Annotated in this window: 13 protein-coding genes; 10 read left to right on the top strand and 3 right to left on the bottom strand. The window is 69.3% G+C overall.

What is annotated here, in order from left to right; all coding sequences use genetic code 11:
- The 7 genes from OHA58_RS15415 to OHA58_RS15385 all read left to right on the top strand — a co-directional run bounded on the left by OHA58_RS15415 (position 1) and on the right by OHA58_RS15385 (position 5335).
- Complete coding sequence (locus OHA58_RS15415) at positions 1 to 798, top strand: type III pantothenate kinase (protein ID WP_405479221.1); 798 nt, start codon at positions 1 to 3, stop codon at positions 796 to 798.
- A gap of 227 nt (positions 799 to 1025) precedes the next feature.
- Positions 1026 to 2624 carry a hypothetical protein gene (locus tag OHA58_RS15410; protein ID WP_405479220.1) on the top strand — a complete coding sequence of 533 codons (1599 nt, stop codon included), beginning with the start codon at positions 1026 to 1028 and terminating at the stop codon, positions 2622 to 2624.
- Positions 2625 to 2751: 127 nt separating this feature from the next.
- Positions 2752 to 3387: a hypothetical protein gene (locus OHA58_RS15405; RefSeq protein WP_405479218.1), complete on the top strand. Its 636-nt coding sequence runs from the start codon at positions 2752 to 2754 to the stop codon at positions 3385 to 3387.
- A 13-nt stretch (positions 3388 to 3400) separates the two neighbouring features.
- Positions 3401 to 3583 (top strand): hypothetical protein, encoded by a 183-nt coding sequence (locus tag OHA58_RS15400; protein ID WP_266672987.1) that lies wholly within the window; start codon positions 3401 to 3403, stop codon positions 3581 to 3583.
- Positions 3584 to 3679: 96 nt separating this feature from the next.
- Positions 3680 to 4198 (top strand): BlaI/MecI/CopY family transcriptional regulator, encoded by a 519-nt coding sequence (locus OHA58_RS15395; protein WP_405484990.1) that lies wholly within the window; start codon positions 3680 to 3682, stop codon positions 4196 to 4198.
- Positions 4199 to 4207: 9 nt separating this feature from the next.
- Entirely contained in the window at positions 4208 to 4756 is a 549-nt protein-coding gene (locus OHA58_RS15390) for an amino-acid N-acetyltransferase (RefSeq protein ID WP_405479217.1), read from the top strand.
- 240 nt (positions 4757 to 4996) lie between these two features.
- Positions 4997 to 5335, top strand: a complete 339-nt coding sequence (locus tag OHA58_RS15385; RefSeq protein ID WP_405479215.1) for an Lsr2 family protein — start codon at positions 4997 to 4999, stop codon at positions 5333 to 5335.
- On the opposite strand, the gene OHA58_RS15380 is transcribed toward OHA58_RS15385, so the two are convergent.
- Complete coding sequence (locus OHA58_RS15380; RefSeq protein WP_405479214.1) at positions 5314 to 5889, bottom strand: SCO3374 family protein; 576 nt, start codon at positions 5887 to 5889, stop codon at positions 5314 to 5316. The two genes, OHA58_RS15385 and OHA58_RS15380, sit on opposite strands and share 22 nt — an antisense overlap.
- 432 nt (positions 5890 to 6321) lie before the next feature.
- On the opposite strand from OHA58_RS15380, the gene OHA58_RS15375 reads away from it, so the two are divergent.
- Positions 6322 to 8850, top strand: a complete 2529-nt coding sequence (locus OHA58_RS15375) for an ATP-dependent Clp protease ATP-binding subunit (RefSeq protein ID WP_405479213.1) — start codon at positions 6322 to 6324, stop codon at positions 8848 to 8850.
- A gap of 80 nt (positions 8851 to 8930) precedes the next feature.
- Here the strand turns inward: OHA58_RS15375 and OHA58_RS15370 are convergent, their stop codons facing one another.
- Complete coding sequence (locus OHA58_RS15370) at positions 8931 to 11969, bottom strand: NACHT domain-containing protein (protein WP_405479211.1); 3039 nt, start codon at positions 11967 to 11969, stop codon at positions 8931 to 8933.
- 464 nt (positions 11970 to 12433) lie between these two features.
- Between OHA58_RS15370 and OHA58_RS15365 the strand changes: the two genes are divergently transcribed.
- A complete protein-coding gene (locus tag OHA58_RS15365) occupies positions 12434 to 13132 on the top strand; it encodes a M23 family metallopeptidase (protein WP_405479209.1) in 699 nt (232 codons plus the stop codon).
- 68 nt (positions 13133 to 13200) lie between these two features.
- On the opposite strand, the gene OHA58_RS15360 is transcribed toward OHA58_RS15365, so the two are convergent.
- Positions 13201 to 13773, bottom strand: a complete 573-nt coding sequence (locus OHA58_RS15360; protein WP_405479208.1) for a TetR/AcrR family transcriptional regulator — start codon at positions 13771 to 13773, stop codon at positions 13201 to 13203.
- A gap of 147 nt (positions 13774 to 13920) precedes the next feature.
- Here OHA58_RS15360 and OHA58_RS15355 point away from each other — a divergent pair, with 147 nt between their 5' ends.
- Positions 13921 to 15657, top strand: coding sequence for an MDR family MFS transporter (locus OHA58_RS15355; RefSeq protein ID WP_405479207.1), 1737 nt, complete (start codon positions 13921 to 13923; stop codon positions 15655 to 15657).
- Positions 15658 to 15793: the final 136 nt, after the last annotated feature.

Here is a 15793-nt window from a genome sequence, read left to right as displayed (position 1 = left end):
ATGCTGCTCACCATCGACGTAGGCAACACGCACACCGTCCTCGGCCTGTTCGACGGGGAGGAGATCGTCGAGCACTGGCGCATCTCCACCGACGCCCGCCGCACCGCCGACGAACTCGCTGTGCTCCTCCAGGGCCTGATGGGCATGCACCCGCTGCTCGGCGACGAACTCGGCGACGGCATCGACGGCATCGCGATCTGCTCCACCGTCCCATCGGTCCTGCACGAGCTGCGCGAGGTCACCCGGCGCTACTACGGAGACGTGCCCTCGGTCCTCGTGGAGCCCGGCATCAAGACCGGCGTCCCGATCCTCATGGACAACCCCAAGGAGGTCGGCGCCGACCGCATCATCAACGCGGTGGCGGCGGTCGAGCTCTACGGGGGGCCCGCCATCGTCGTCGACTTCGGCACGGCGACCACCTTCGACGCGGTCTCCGCGCGCGGGGAGTACGCCGGCGGCGTCATCGCCCCCGGCATCGAGATCTCCGTGGAGGCCCTGGGCGTCAAGGGCGCCCAGCTCCGCAAGATCGAGATCGCCCGCCCGCGCAGCGTCATCGGCAAGAACACCGTCGAGGCCATGCAGTCCGGCATCCTGTACGGCTTCGCGGGCCAGGTCGACGGCGTCGTGACCCGCATGGCGCGCGAACTCGCCGACGACCCGGACGACGTGACCGTCATCGCCACCGGAGGCCTGGCGCCCATGGTGCTCGGTGAGGCCGCGGTGATCGACGAGCACGAGCCGTGGCTGACGCTGATCGGCCTGCGCCTGGTCTACGAGCGGAACGTCTCCCGCTCCTGACGCCGCTTCGGCAGCACGCCCTTTCGGCGACCGGTTATTTTCGGCGGCCGGCCTTTTCGGCAGCATGCCTTTTTTGGTGGCGCCTCAACTGCCCCTTCGCGCACGGACTTTCGACAAGGCGTGCGCGAAGGGCGCAACCGTTCGTACGCTTCGCTCGTCTCCGCAGAGACGGGGTACGAGTCGGCATGCGAGGGACGTGGGGCGAAATGTGGCGTAAGGGCAGACAGTTGGCGGCTGCGACGGCGGCGATCGCGCTGACCGGGGTCGGTCTCACGAGCGCCACGGCCCGGGCCGCTGACGGCCCCACGCCCCCCACGCAGTCCTACGCGGTCATCACCGCGCCCGCGCAGATAGCCGTTTCGGCGTCGGGCACGGCCATCGCGCCCGACGCGGGCTACAGCTTCGCCGACGACGGCGTGGACGGGCTCCCGCTGCCGGAGAATGCCAAGCTGGTGATCGACGCGAGCGGCCTCAAGGGCATCGCCACGATCAAGGCCAAGAACGACCAGTGCACAACAGACGGCGCCGTCGTCACGTGCCTGGACAACGGCAATCTGCACGGCCCGTTCGAGCCCTTCACGCTCAGCGCGGTCGCCGGCACGAAGCCCGGCGACACCGGAACGCTGCGTTACGAGGTCACGGCGGACAAGGCGACCCCCGACACCGAGACCTCCAAGGTCGTCATCGGCTCCCCGAAGATCCAGGTCGCCGCACTGCCCGCCAGGTCCGGCCTGACGCCCGGCCAGTCCGTCGACTACCCCGTGGTCCTGCGCAACACCGGCGACCTGCCCACCGAACAGATCACCGTCCGCCTCACCGGCAGCCCGGGGGTCACGTTCGCCGGGAAGCACAGCAACTGCCTCTATCTGCCGGGCGACTTCGGCAGAGATGACGCCGACGTGACCTGCGTCTTCAAGACGGCGATCGCCCCGGGTGACACGGTTGGATTCTCCGACCCGCTCGAAGGGTCCCTCGGCAAGGACGCCTTCCACACCTGGACCGACATCACCGCCGAGGCCCTCCCAGCCTCCTCCGGTACGGACACCGGCGGCACCCCCGGCAAGGGCGCAGCGCTCACCCTGACCCCCGCCACGGGCAAGGACTTCGCCGACAGCCACCGGGTGACGTACGCCGCCGACAACGCCGCCGACTTCCTCGCGGTCGGCGCCGTCCTCGTGCCCGGCAAGAAGGGCTCCACCCACCCGCTCGCCTTCGGCCTGCGCAACGCGGGCCCCGCCGTGGTCGCCCACCCCGGGAGCAAGCCCGTGGCCTACGCCGAGGTGACGCTCCCCAAGGGCGTCGTCGCCAAGAGCGTGCGCGTCGACGAGGAGCCCGACGACCAGGCGAGCGGCAACTGCTACACGTACACCGGCGGCAAGACCTCGCCCTTCGAGCCGGGCCATCGCCGCTACCTCTGCCCGGACACCGTCTCCGAGGAGAGCGGCGACGGCCAGATGTATCGCTTCCAGGTCGGCTACGAGAAGGACCTCGCCGCCGGCGCCGCCCGCGGCACGGTCACCGTGCGCCCCGGCGACGGGATCGTCCTGAACGACCCGGACCAGTCGAACGACGAGGCGGCGATCACTGTCGGCGACGCGTCCTCCTCCCCGTCGCCGTCCCCGTCGGCCTCGGGCGGCACAGCGACCCCCTCGCCCTCCGCTTCCGCCACGGCCTCCGTGACGTCGGGCGGCTCGGGGACGTCGGGCACGTCCGGGTCCATGGCGGCGACGGGTGCGGGGTTCCTGCCGTGGCTGGCCGCGGCGGCCGCGGCGGCGCTCGGCGTGGGCGCGATCGTGTTCGCCATGTCGCGCCGCCGGGCGGAGTGACCTGGGCGGGGTGCCCCGGGGGCGAGTGACCCGGGGCGAGTGACCCGGGTGGGCGGCCCGGCGGTGAGCCACGCCGCAAATTGGCGGTTAAGCGGATTTTGTCCGTCGTGCTGCGTATCGTCGGCCCATGCCCACGCCCTACGGAAACCGCGGCGGCATGGCGTTCGGCGCTGAAGAGCTGCGTGTGCTCCGACGCGCCCTCGCCCTTGCCCTTCACCCGAGTCCCGTCTCCGCCGAGGACATCCAGGACTGCCTCCGGCTCGCCGAATCGGTCGACGAGGCAGCCGACGAAGGCGCCCGCATCCGCGCCTTCCTGCTGGCTGACCTCGCCCGGTACCGGGCCGCCCTGCCCGGCACCACCACCGGCTACCTGGAACTGCTCGACGAGGCGCTCGCGGCGGGCTACCGGCCCGACGCCGACGACCTCGCCGCCCTGCGCGCCCTGCGCGCCAACCCCTCCGCCGCCATCCTCCTCGAACGCTGCCGCACGCTCGCCGAGCGCGACGTGCGGGCCAGACTCGAGGGCTGGGCACCGGCGCGCGCGGAAACGCGCGGCGCACAGCCCCGCGTCCCGGCCTCCCGTACCCGGCTGCTCGCCCTGCCCGGGGGCCTCGCCGCCACCGGGAAGCCGGCATCCGACCCCAGGCCCCCGGCGAACCCCCCGGCCCCGCCGCGCCCCATGCCCACCCCGGCCGAGGTCTTCCCGCCCAAGCGCCGCCCCGCGCCCCCTGCGGCCCCGCCGCAGGAGCTCGCCGTCGGATAGCTACTCTGGGGGCATGGACTACGTCTCCGCGCTCGTGCCCCCCGTAGTGATGGCCGTCTTCTTCATCGGTCTCATCGTGACGATCGTGAAGTCCCAGGGCGGCGACAAGAAGGCCAAGGAGGACGCGGCCGTCGACGCGGCGATCGCCCGCGCCGAGGCAGCTCGCCAGGCCGGCCCGCAGCTGAGCGACATCTGAGAAGGGCGCCCCATCGGGCGCCCTTTTTGTCGTTATTAGGCGCCGTTCGCCACGTCCGGCGCCCTATTGCCGACTTCTGCCACTAGTGTGCTGCTCGTGCCGCGCCCATTGGGAGAACTCGAAGACGCAGTGATGACACGGGTGTGGAAGTGGAACCGCCCCGTGACGGTTCGCGAAGTCCTGGAAGACCTCCAGCAGGAACGGTCCATCGCCTACACCACGGTCATGACCGTTTTGGACAATCTCCACCAGAAGGGCTGGGTGCGCCGCGAGGCGGAAGGCCGGGCCTATCGATATGAGGCCGTCTCCACCCGCGCCGCCTACTCCGCCGCGCTGATGAACGACGCATGGTCCCAGAGTGACAACCCAGCGGCGGCTCTCGTCGCCTTCTTCGGCATGATGTCGCCGGAACAACGCGAAGCACTGAGCGATGCCGTGCGCATGGTGCAGGGACCTCAGGCGCGGACCCTCACGACTCAAGAGCCGGAAGGATCTGGAGCCGACGAAGGGCGTGAAGAGCCACAGGACTCCGAACAGCCCGAAGGGTCTGAAGCATCGGAAGGGCCCGAGGAACCTGAAGGACCCGGGGAGCCGGCAACGGACGACGGGCGATAGCGTCCGCTCATGCCAGCACAGCTCCCCGAAGTCACCGCAAAAGCAGTCACCGTGCGCAGGGCGAGGACGGCCGATGTGCCGGCCGTGCGCCGACTCCTCGACGTGTACAGCCGCGAGGGGATCCTGCTCGACAAAGCCACCGTGACGCTTTACGAGGACATCCAGGAGTTCTGGGTCGCGGAACGGGGCGCCGGCTCAGACGCAATGGTCGTCGGCTGCGGCGCCCTGCATGTGATGTGGGAAGACCTCGCGGAAGTCCGCACCCTCGCCGTGAATCCGGTGGTCAGGGGCGCGGGTGTCGGTCATCAGCTGCTTCAGAAGTTGCTGCAGACCGCGCGCTGGATCGGTGTTCGCCGGGTTTTCTGTCTCACCTTCGAAGTGGAGTTCTTCGCGAACCACGGCTTCGTGGAGATCGGAGAGGCACCCGTCGATACGATCGACACCGATGTCTACAGCGAGCTCTTGCGTTCCTATGACGAGGGTGTCGCGGAGTTCCTCGGTCTCGAACGAGTGAAACCGAACACCTTGGGCAACAGCCGGATGCTTCTGCATCTGTGATCGCCCCCCGCCGGTATTCCTGAGCAGCTCCCTGCCCAGGTGCCCTATGTCCGAAACGCGCATCTTTCCGGGCTTCTCGGGGTCCTTGGTCTCTCCTGGATCTCTCCCAGGGGTTTGTGTTTTTCCAGCAAAAGCGGTTTGCTTTCCGACGTACTGCGTACTGCATATAACAAGGGGACGGCGAATCAACGACTGAGGTCGTGGAGTCCGGCCCTACAGATATCGATGAAAGGAAATCCGGTGGCACAGAAGGTTCAGGTCCTTCTTGTCGACGACCTCGACGGTGGCGAGGCGGACGAGACCGTGACGTTCGCGTTGGACGGCAAGACTTACGAGATCGACCTCACCACCGCCAACGCGGACAAGCTCCGCGGACTTCTTGAGCCGTATCTCAAGGGTGGCCGTCGCACCGGAGGCCGTGCCGCCGGCGGACGCGGCAAGGCGCGCGCCGCGGTGGCCGGCGGCAGCCAGGACACGGCGCAGATCCGTGCCTGGGCCAAGGAGAACGGTTACGAGGTCAACGACCGCGGCCGTGTCCCCGCGTCCATCCGTGAGGCCTACGAGAAGGCCAACGGCTGAGCGCAGGCACGTCGCAGCCGGATCCGGTGGCACTGAGTCGCCGCCGTTTCCACCAGCCGTACGAGACCGGGGGCGCCCCCACCGCCCCCTACGGCCGACAGCGCCGTCAGAGCCGGAAGCGTCGGCTCGACGTCGCATCCGGGCTCGGGGGGCCGCACCCAGACAGCGGCCTCCTGCGGGTCCGGCACTCCCGGGGGCGCGGGCGCGTCGATCCGCCCGCCTGCACCGACCACGGTGAGATCGAGGGGCAGCGCCCCCCACTCCAGCCAGTCGAGCAGCCCCGGCAGCTCCTCCGCGCTGCCCGCGGCCACCAGCAGGCGCATCGTCTCCCCTTGCAGGGCCACCGGACACCCGGGGTCCAGCCGCCGCAGCACGGCACGTCCCGCCTCGGCGGGCAGCTCCAGTACGTCGAAGCGCAGCCCCGTCAGCAGCTGAAGGCCCTCGGGGCCCGGCGCTGTGGCCCAGCCGAGCGCGTTCTCGTACCACTCCCGCACCGGGTCGCCCGCGTCGAGCGGCCGACGGGGCAGGGGCACGGTGGGCACGATGGAGACCATGTCCGGAGCAACCGCCGGGAACCCTCGTGAGTTACGCAGAGTTGTCAGGTGAGTGCGCAGAGTTTCTCAAATGGGGGCGTGCGGAGGCGTTGGGCGGCGCAAAGGTGTTCGCCCGTAGCGGAGGGAACCGGGGCGCGCCGCATGGACTGTCACTCCTGGCGGGTAAGACATCCCTAGTGAGGAGGGGCGACACGTGGGTTCTGGCCGTCTTGCGTTCGCCATCGGCGTACTGATGGTGGGGGTAACTGCCTGGCCTGCGGGAACATCGTCTCGCACCATCGGTGTTGGAGCAGTTGTCGGCGTTCGGGTCAGGAGGCCATCGACGGGTGTCGGCAGTTGGAATGAGCGGTCCCCGCTTGCGGGACTAAGCTGCGGAAGGACAGGGAGGGGAGCGTCCCCTTACTGCCTGACCGCTCTGAGGAGCGATTAACGATGTTCGAGAGGTTCACCGACCGCGCGCGGCGGGTTGTCGTCCTGGCTCAGGAAGAAGCCCGGATGCTCAACCACAACTACATCGGCACCGAGCACATCCTCCTGGGCCTGATCCATGAGGGTGAGGGTGTCGCCGCTAAGGCCCTGGAGAGCCTCGGGATTTCGCTCGAGGCGGTCCGCCAGCAGGTGGAGGAGATCATCGGCCAGGGCCAGCAGGCCCCGTCCGGGCACATCCCCTTCACCCCCCGTGCCAAGAAGGTCCTGGAGCTGTCGCTCCGCGAGGCTCTTCAACTGGGTCACAACTACATCGGCACGGAGCACATCCTGCTCGGCCTGATCCGAGAGGGCGAGGGCGTCGCCGCCCAGGTCCTGGTCAAGCTGGGCGCCGATCTCAACCGGGTGCGGCAGCAGGTCATCCAGCTGCTCTCCGGCTACCAGGGCAAGGAGACCGCCGGCGCCAGTGGCGGTCCTGCCGAGGGCACCCCCTCCACGTCCCTGGTCCTCGACCAGTTCGGCAGGAACCTCACGCAGGCCGCCCGCGAATCCAAGCTCGACCCGGTCATCGGGCGCGAGAAGGAGATCGAGCGGGTCATGCAGGTGCTGTCCCGCCGTACGAAGAACAACCCGGTCCTCATCGGCGAGCCCGGCGTCGGCAAGACCGCCGTCGTCGAGGGCCTGGCGCAGGCCATCGTCAAGGGCGAGGTGCCCGAGACCCTCAAGGACAAGCACCTCTACACCCTCGACCTGGGCGCGCTGGTCGCCGGTTCCCGCTACCGCGGTGACTTCGAGGAGCGCCTGAAGAAGGTCCTCAAGGAGATCCGCACCCGCGGCGACATCATCCTGTTCATCGACGAGCTGCACACGCTGGTCGGTGCGGGTGCCGCCGAGGGCGCCATCGACGCCGCTTCGATCCTGAAGCCGATGCTGGCCCGCGGTGAGCTCCAGACCATCGGTGCGACCACGCTCGACGAGTACCGCAAGCACCTGGAGAAGGACGCCGCTCTCGAGCGCCGCTTCCAGCCGATCCAGGTCGCGGAGCCGTCGCTGCCGCACACGATCGAGATCCTCAAGGGTCTGCGCGACCGCTACGAGGCCCACCACCGCGTCTCCATCACGGACGAGGCCCTCGTCCAGGCGGCGACGCTGGCCGACCGGTACATCTCGGACCGCTTCCTGCCGGACAAGGCGATCGACCTGATCGACGAGGCCGGTTCCCGGATGCGCATCCGCCGGATGACCGCGCCGCCGGACCTCCGCGAGTTCGACGAGAAGATCGCGGGCGTGCGCCGCGACAAGGAGTCGGCCATCGACTCCCAGGACTTCGAGAAGGCAGCTTCGCTCCGCGACAAGGAGAAGCAGCTGCTGGCGGCGAAGGCCAAGCGCGAGAAGGAGTGGAAGGCCGGCGACATGGACGTCGTCGCCGAGGTCGACGGCGAGCTGATCGCCGAGGTCCTCGCGACCGCGACCGGCATTCCCGTCTTCAAGCTGACCGAGGAGGAGTCCTCGCGTCTGCTGCGCATGGAGGACGAGCTCCACAAGCGCGTCATCGGTCAGAAGGACGCCGTCAAGGCGCTGTCGAAGGCGATCCGCCGTACGCGTGCCGGTCTGAAGGACCCGAAGCGCCCCGGTGGCTCGTTCATCTTCGCGGGCCCGTCCGGTGTCGGTAAGACCGAGCTGTCCAAGGCGCTCGCCGAGTTCCTCTTCGGTGACGAGGACGCGCTGATCTCCCTCGACATGTCGGAGTTCAGCGAGAAGCACACGGTCTCGCGTCTCTTCGGTTCGCCCCCCGGTTACGTGGGCTACGAAGAGGGCGGCCAGCTGACGGAGAAGGTGCGGCGCAAGCCGTTCTCGGTGGTTCTCTTCGACGAGGTCGAGAAGGCCCACCCGGACATCTTCAACTCGTTGCTGCAGATCCTGGAGGACGGTCGCCTGACCGACTCCCAGGGCCGGGTCGTGGACTTCAAGAACACGGTCATCATCATGACGACCAACCTCGGCACGCGGGACATCTCGAAGGGCTTCAACCTCGGCTTCGCGGCCCAGGGCGACACGAAGTCCAACTACGAGCGCATGAAGAACAAGGTCTCGGACGAGCTCAAGCAGCACTTCCGCCCCGAGTTCCTCAACCGCGTGGACGACGTCGTCGTCTTCCCGCAGCTGACCCAGGCCGACATCCTCCAGATCGTCGACCTGATGATCGGCAAGGTCGACGAGCGCCTCAAGGACCGGGACATGGGCATCGAGCTCAGCCAGTCCGCGAAGGAGCTCCTGGCCAAGAAGGGTTACGACCCCGTGCTCGGCGCGCGTCCGCTGCGACGCACGATCCAGCGCGAGATCGAGGACTCACTCTCCGAGAAGATCCTCTTCGGCGAGCTGCGTCCGGGCCACATCGTGGTCGTCGACACGGAGGGCGAGGGTGACGCCAAGACGTTCACCTTCCGCGGCGAGGAGAAGTCCCCGCTGCCGGACGTCCCGCCGATCGAGCAGGCGGCCGGCGGAGCCGGGCCGAATCTGAGCAAGGAGGCGTAACCCTTCGGGGATGCGCTGAGACAAAGGGGCTGCCCCAGGACTTCGGTCCTGGGGCAGCCCCTTTGTCGTGCTCCCGTGATTCAGCGACCCCAGCGGTGGACGGTGACCTCGGCTTGCGGGAAGAGGCCGGCGTACACCTCGTCGGCGGCCGGTGCGGCGTCCTCGGCGAAGAAGAGGCGTACGTCGTCCGCGTACGGGACGGCGGGGGCGAAGCGGGAGACGTGCTCCTCGGTTCCTCCCTCCAGATGGAGGGAGAGGATGCGGACGCCCGTCAGCTCGGTGGCCGGGCCGTGCGGTGGCAGGAGCCGGCCGCCCAGGGAGAGGCGGGTGAGCGCGGGGTGCCGGGCGAGCTGTTCCCAGTCGCGTGGGCCGAGCGCGGCCGCATCGCTGGACAGGTTCAGCCAGGTCAGCTCGGGGAACGCGTCCAGGCCGTTGAGTCCGGTGGTCTCCGTGGCGCCTCGGCCGAGGATGAGCTGGTCGAGCGGCGCCCCGACCGGCAGGAACGCGGCGAGCGAGCCGCCGGGGACCGGCTGGACGACGCTGAGCGAGGAGAGGCTGGTCACCCGGGACAGGCCGGTGAGGGCCGGCAGCGCGGGCAGGTCGATCACCGACAGATGCCGTAGCCGCATCTCGGCGAGGGGCGCCAGGTCGCGGACCTGTGGGCAGTACATCAGGGACAGGAAGCTGAGCGAGGGCAGCGCGTGCAGGGCCCGCAGGTCCTGTATGTGGGGGTTGCTGCGGAGGGTCAAGTGCTGGGCGGTGTCGGGGTCCAGCGCTCCCATGAACGTGTCGAGCGGATACTCCCCGCTGAGGTCGACCCGCCGCCACGGCGGCATCGTCCACATCGCCCGTACCTGCTCCTCGCTCGTGACGGTCAGGTCGAGCCCCTCCCGCCCCACATGCGCGAGCACCTCGTCCGCGTACTCCTGGGCGTCGAACCTCCGCCAGGTGCCGACGAGTTGGCGTCGTACGTCGAGTGATGTGTGGGCGCGGAAGCGCTTCAGGACCGGCAGGGAGCCCTCGTGGCCCAGGCGGGAGGCCGTGGTCACCACCGCGTGGGCCTCATCGTCCGTCAGGCCCTTTGGGCCGGGGAGGAGTTCGAGGACGAACGGGCCCGCCTGCGCGAGCTCTTCGGCCTCCTGGGGTGTCCGGGGCGGGATGAGGGCGGCGGCCCGTTCCCGTACCTCTTCGAGGACCTCCTGTTCGACCGCCGAGGCGTCCTGAAGGCTCGCCAGCGCGAGGAGGGTCACGCGCGGGCTGTCCACGGCCAGCAGGCCCCGCAGCAGCGTCGTCCGCTCGCGGGTACGGGCGTGGGCCACGGCCATCCGTACGACGTCCTCCCACTGCGTGTCGCCGGCGTGGCCGAGCAGGACGTCGAGGTGGCCCTCCTCGACCGCGTAGCGCGCGCCCAGGTGGTCGAGGAACGTCCGGTGCGCGAAGTCGACCACCTGCGGGGCGGGGCTGCGCAGGACGCCGCTGCGCAGCAGGAGATGGCGCAGGATCGTGGGGGCGTCGCCCTGGCGTGCGGCGTCGGGGACGGAGGGCAGGGCGCGTTCGAGGAGGGTGAGCGCGGTGGCCTCGTCCATCTCGGTGCGGCCCGCGAGCACCAGGGCGTAGGCGAGGCGCTGGAGGAGTTCGGTCTGGTCCTCGGTGTCGAGTTCGATGCCGTCGAGGCCGCCCATGCCGCGCTGGCGGTCGCGGTCGGTGAGGATCATCTGGAGCGCGGCGTCGTACAGGGCCTTGCGGCGCGGCGGGAGGTAGCCGCGGCGCGCGCGGTGGAGGGCGCAGATCATCCCGCACATGAGGGGGTTGGTCGCCAGGAGCGACAGGTCCGGCTTGGCGCGCAGGGCGTCCAGGAGCTGTTCCTCGTGCTCGGCCGCGCCGGCGGCCGCGTGCCAGCGCCGTACGAACGCGCCGACCGTCCGGCGGCCCATGGGGGCGAGGGACAGCTCGGCGAACCCGCCCCCGGCCAGCCAGTCGGAGCGTACGGCGGTGGGGCGGGCGGTGAGCAGCCAGCGGTTGCCGGGGAAGGCGCGGACGAGGCCGAGCAGCCAGTCGCGCACGCGGGGCCGGTCGGCCGAGGGGACCTCGTCCAGGCCGTCGACCATCACGAGGCCGCGCCCCGCCGTCAGGACGCGCTCGGCCCAGTCGTCGGGCGGGGTGTGCGGGCAGTCGGCGGAGGCGAGGAAAGCGGCGGGGGAGGGGAGCCCCGCGGCGCGGATCAGGGTGCGCAGCGGCAGCACGTAGGGGATACGGCCCGTGGTGGTGATCGCCAGCCATTGGATGAGGGTCGTCTTGCCGGAGCCCGCCTCACCGCGCAGCAGGACCCGGTCGTGGCCGTCGAACGCGTCCTCGGCCCTGACCTGGACCGTCGTCGCTCCCTGGGGTTCGCCGTGCGCGTCCTCGGGGCCGGCCTCGCGGGTGGCTTCGAGGCTCAGGTAGGCGACGTCGAGTGGCCACACGTCGGGGGAGCCGCGCAGGTCGAGGCCGAAGATGGTGACGCGGTTGTGGCGCTCCGCGAGGTGGGCGCGGTAGCGGGCCTCGAAGGCGGTGTCCTGTCCGTCGCGCGGCGGGGTGCGCGTGATCAGCGCGTCCACCTTGGCGATCAGCTCGGACTGGGCGCGGCTCTGCTCGACCAGGGTGCGGGCCACGAACGTGGAGCGCTGGGTGAAGAAGTGCAGGATGTGCAGGCAGGCCCACTCGGTGACCGAGTCGAGGAAGTAGGCGGCGTCGGTGGTGAGGCCGGGCGCGGGGGCCGCCTCGCGCAGGGTGCGGGCCAGCTGCCGGTGGCCGAGGCGGACCGCCTGGACGTCGTCCATGTCCAGGTCGCCGAGGGCGAGGAGCCTGCGGGCGAGGGCGGCCGTGACCGCCTCCTGCTCGTCCGCGGGGAACGGCGGCTCGCCCGGGGACTGCACGGCCTCCCGCACCAGACGGGCGGCGAGGTGCCCGACCTCCTTCTCCCCGAGGGTCCGCTTCTCGCCGCGGAAGGTGACGAGGCCCGAGAGGCGTACGGGCTTGTCCACCAGGCCCGCGCCGGGGCCGTCACGGGTGAGGAGCTGCTTCACCAGAGGCGAGAGCACGCTCGACGCCAGTCGTGTGCCGAGGACTGCGGGATCCATCTGCGCTTCCCCCCGAAAGGCCGTGAAACCAGGCGCTTCAGCGTAGCCCGCGTCACATTCGCGGGTCTTTGGATCTTGCCTCCCGGTGACATGGCGCACAGGCGTTTTGTCCGGTACTAGCCGCAATAGTGGATGCATTGCGGAGGTGGGGGGTTGTTACGGCATCGACGGGTTATACCGAAATGTCCGTTTCTTGGATCGGCAGGACGTGCGGCCGGTGGGACGCCGGAACGCAAGGGTGTGAAGTGGCCCTAAACCCGGAATCAGGGCATAAAACCGATAGATCGCAGGGGGTCTTCGGGGGCCGTCAAGAGATTGAAGTCCTGACCTTTTGGTACGGCTTTGGATAGTAGATGGGGGCTTTGAGTCGAGATGGGGTCCCGGGTTACCAATGAACAGCCAGCCCGGCACGTCACCAACGAGTGCCGGTCTGTTCCTGTCATCAACGCGGAGGTAATCCCCGAATGTCGAAGCGCTCCATGACTCCTTCTTCCGGCTCGTCCCTGCTCCGTACTCGGGCGGCCGTCGTGACCGTCGCCATGGGAGCCACGGCGCTGCTGGGTGCAGGGGCCGCGGTTGCCGCCGAAAGCACTCAGGGAGCCATCGCGCTGCCCAGCGTCGCTGCCGCTTCGGTCCAGGCGCAGGCCAAGGCCCAGGCCAAGGCCGCCGAGCAGGCCAAGGTGCACGCCGAGCAGGCCAAGGTGCACGCCGCGCAGGTCAAGAAGGCCGCGGCGAAGAAGGCCGTCAGCTGGATAGACCCGGTCAAGAGCTACAAGCTGTCCGCGAGCTTCGGCCTCGGCGGCAACATGTGGTCGCACAAGCACTCCGGCCAGGACTTCGCCGTGCCGATCGGCACGAACGTCATGGCCGTCCACGGCGGCACGGTCGTCAAGGCCGGCGGCAACGGCGCCGGTGACGGCCCGGCGTACGGCAACGCCGTCGTGATCAAGCACAGCAACGGCACGTACTCGCAGTACGCGCACCTGTCCCGCGTCGACGTGCACGTCGGCCAGGCGGTCGCCACCGGTCAGCACATCGCGCTCTCCGGCAACACCGGTAACTCCAGCGGCCCGCACCTGCACTTCGAGATCCGCACGACCCCGAACTACGGTTCCGCGGTCAACCCGGTCAACTTCCTGCGCTCGGTCGGCGTCAGCGTCTGACCTGCACAAGCGAGCTCATCTGCGTAAATGAGCTCACCTGCACGAAGAGCACAACTGCATGACGGAACTCAGGCGCCCCGCTGCGCCTGGGTGACGAGATCGGTGGCGACCTCGAGGATGGCCTTGCGCTTTTCCTCGGGGTCGCCTTCGACGTCCTTGAGGACGAACAGGCCCGCGTGCATCGAGAAGATCGCGCTGAAGCAGCGGACCCGCTCGGTCAGGGTGGCGTCCTCCGGCAGGAGCTGGTCGAGGAGCGCCTTCATGCGGTCCTTGAAGAGCTCGCCGATGCTCAGCTCGCGCATGGTCGCCTGGTTCTCCTGCATGAAGCGGAACAGCGGCCCCGCCCCGTGCAGTGCCAGGCTGTAGCGCTCCATGAGCTCCTGCTTGGTCTCCAGGGTGCTGGGCTGCTCCCGGCCCCACTCGATCAGCTCGTCGATGGGCCGCGTCAGGTCCTCGAAGAGGCTGACGACGATGTCTTCCTTGGTCTTGAAGTGGTAGTAGAGCGCCGCCTTGGTGACGTCGAGGTGCTCGGCGATCTCGCGCAGCGAGGTCTTCTCGTAGCCCTGCTCGGCGAACAGTTCCAGCGCCACGTCCTGGATGCGCTGCCGTGTGTTCCCGCGGCGCTGCTTGCTGCTGCCCATCTGTGGCTGCTCCTTCGTGCTGGTGGCGGGCCTTGGGCGAAAACTTACTTGACGCCCGGCTAGTTAGCGCTCTATCTTCCCTCAGTGTAGTCAACTTGCCGGGCGGCAAGTAAGTAGCGGCAAGTGAGTAACTGGGGAGTGGGGATCATGGCGGAGACCGGAACAGTGGCGGTGGACACCGGCGGGGGCGGCAGGGCGGCCACCAAGGAGCGGCAGCCGCGCAGCGTGCGCGTAGTCCTGATGGCGTTGATGATCGCGATGCTGCTCGCGATGCTCGACAACATGATCGTCGGCACCGCGATGCCCACGATCGTCGGCGACCTGGGCGGCCTCGAACACCTCTCGTGGGTCGTGACCGCGTACACGCTCGCGACCGCCGCCTCGACCCCCATCTGGGGCAAGGTCGGCGACATGTATGGCAGGAAGGGCGCCTTCCTGACCTCGATCGTGATCTTCCTGATCGGCTCCGGGCTCAGCGGCATGGCCCAGGACATGAACCAGCTCATCGCGTTCCGCGCGATCCAGGGTCTCGGCGCCGGTGGCCTGATGGTCGGCGTCATGGCCATCATCGGTGACCTGATTCCGCCGCGGGAGCGCGGCAAGTACCAGGGCATGATGGCCGGCGTCATGGCGCTCGCCATGATCGGCGGACCGCTCGTCGGCGGCGCCATCACCGACAACTGGGGCTGGCGCTGGTCCTTCTACATAAACCTGCCGCTCGGCCTCGTCGCCCTCGCCATGGTCACCGCGGTCCTGCACCTGCCGAAGAAGCGCTCCAAGGGGAAGATCGACTACCTGGGCGCCGCGCTGCTCACCGTCGGCATCACGTCGATCGTGCTCGTGACGACCTGGGGCGGCTCGCAGTACGCCTGGGGCTCCGCCGTGATCATGGAGCTCGCCGCGATCGGTGTCGCCGCGCTCGTCGGCTTCCTCTTCGTGCAGACGAAGGCGGCCGAGCCGATCATGCCGTTGCACATCTTCCGCAGCCGCAACTTCACGGTCATGTCCCTCATCGGCTTCGTCACCGGCTTCGTGATGTTCGGCGCCGTGCTCTTCCTGCCGCTGTACCAGCAGACCGTGCAGGGCGCGAACGCGACCAACTCCGGTCTGCTGCTCCTGCCGATGCTGCTCTCGATGATGGTCGTCTCGCTGATCGCGGGCCGGGTCACCACCAACACCGGCCGGTACAAGGTGTTCCCGCTGGTCGGCAGCGTCCTGATGGTGGCCGGACTCTTCCTGCTCGCGCAGATGGACACGGAGACCACGCGGCTCACGTCCGGCCTGTTCATGGCCGTGCTCGGCGCGGGCATGGGCTGCCTGATGCAGATCACGATGCTGGTCGCGCAGAACAGCGTCGACATGAAGGACATGGGCGTCGCCTCGTCCTCCACGACCCTGTTCCGTACGCTCGGCTCCTCCTTCGGCGTCGCGATCATGGGCGCGATCTTCAACAACCGCGTCCAGGACGTGATGGCCGAGCGGGCCGGGGCGATGGGCGGCAAGGTCGCGGAGCATTCCACGCAGCTGACGGCCGAGGGCCTGGCCAAGCTGCCGGACGTGGTGCGCGACGCCTACCTGCACGCGGTGTCGGCCGGTACGCACTCGGCGTTCCTGCTCGGTTCGATCATCGCGGTGGTGGCGCTGATCGCGGCGGTCTTCGTGAAGGAGGTGCCGCTGCGGGGCGCGGGCCCCGCCAAGGAGGCGTCGAGCTCTCCCGAGGCCGCGGGTCCGGCGGACGCGCAGCCGGTCGACATGGCCAAGGCCGGTACGGCTACGGCCGACGCGGCTGCGAACGGTACGGCCACGGCCGACGCGAAGCCGGTCGAGGGGGTCGCGGCCGGGGACGCCGCGGCGGACGGCAGGACGGTCTCCGAGACCGTCTGAGCGGGTCGTCCCGATCCTCCTCGGCTTCTGTGAAGGCCCCCGGTGCGCTGATGTGCACCGGGGGCCTTCGCCGTGCCGAGGCCGTTGTCAGTGGGGCGTGCCAGCATCGGTGACGTGGAGAAATTGCGGCAGCTGC

Origin of the sequence: Streptomyces sp. NBC_00009, from assembly GCF_045040855.1 — a bacterium.
Classification (GTDB): Bacteria; Actinomycetota; Actinomycetes; order Streptomycetales; family Streptomycetaceae; genus Streptomyces; species Streptomyces aureus.
Note: the sequence above shows the minus strand (reverse complement) of the source record. Positions and strands in the feature narration are given on the sequence as shown.

What these genes read in the sequence shown, in the direction of transcription:
- OHA58_RS15415 (WP_405479221.1), top strand. Translation starts at nt 1, where the DNA reads ATGCTGCTCACCATCGACGTAGGCAACACGCACACCGTCCTCGGCCTG.
- OHA58_RS15405 (WP_405479218.1), top strand. Translation starts at nt 2,752, where the DNA reads ATGCCCACGCCCTACGGAAACCGCGGCGGCATGGCGTTCGGCGCTGAA.
- OHA58_RS15400 (WP_266672987.1), top strand. Translation starts at nt 3,401, where the DNA reads ATGGACTACGTCTCCGCGCTCGTGCCCCCCGTAGTGATGGCCGTCTTC.
- OHA58_RS15390 (WP_405479217.1), top strand. Translation starts at nt 4,208, where the DNA reads ATGCCAGCACAGCTCCCCGAAGTCACCGCAAAAGCAGTCACCGTGCGC.
- OHA58_RS15380 (WP_405479214.1), bottom strand. Translation starts at nt 5,889, where the DNA reads ATGGTCTCCATCGTGCCCACCGTGCCCCTGCCCCGTCGGCCGCTCGAC.
- OHA58_RS15375 (WP_405479213.1), top strand. Translation starts at nt 6,322, where the DNA reads ATGTTCGAGAGGTTCACCGACCGCGCGCGGCGGGTTGTCGTCCTGGCT.
- OHA58_RS15370 (WP_405479211.1), bottom strand. Translation starts at nt 11,969, where the DNA reads ATGGATCCCGCAGTCCTCGGCACACGACTGGCGTCGAGCGTGCTCTCG.
- OHA58_RS15365 (WP_405479209.1), top strand. Translation starts at nt 12,434, where the DNA reads ATGTCGAAGCGCTCCATGACTCCTTCTTCCGGCTCGTCCCTGCTCCGT.
- OHA58_RS15360 (WP_405479208.1), bottom strand. Translation starts at nt 13,773, where the DNA reads ATGGGCAGCAGCAAGCAGCGCCGCGGGAACACACGGCAGCGCATCCAG.
- OHA58_RS15355 (WP_405479207.1), top strand. Translation starts at nt 13,921, where the DNA reads ATGGCGGAGACCGGAACAGTGGCGGTGGACACCGGCGGGGGCGGCAGG.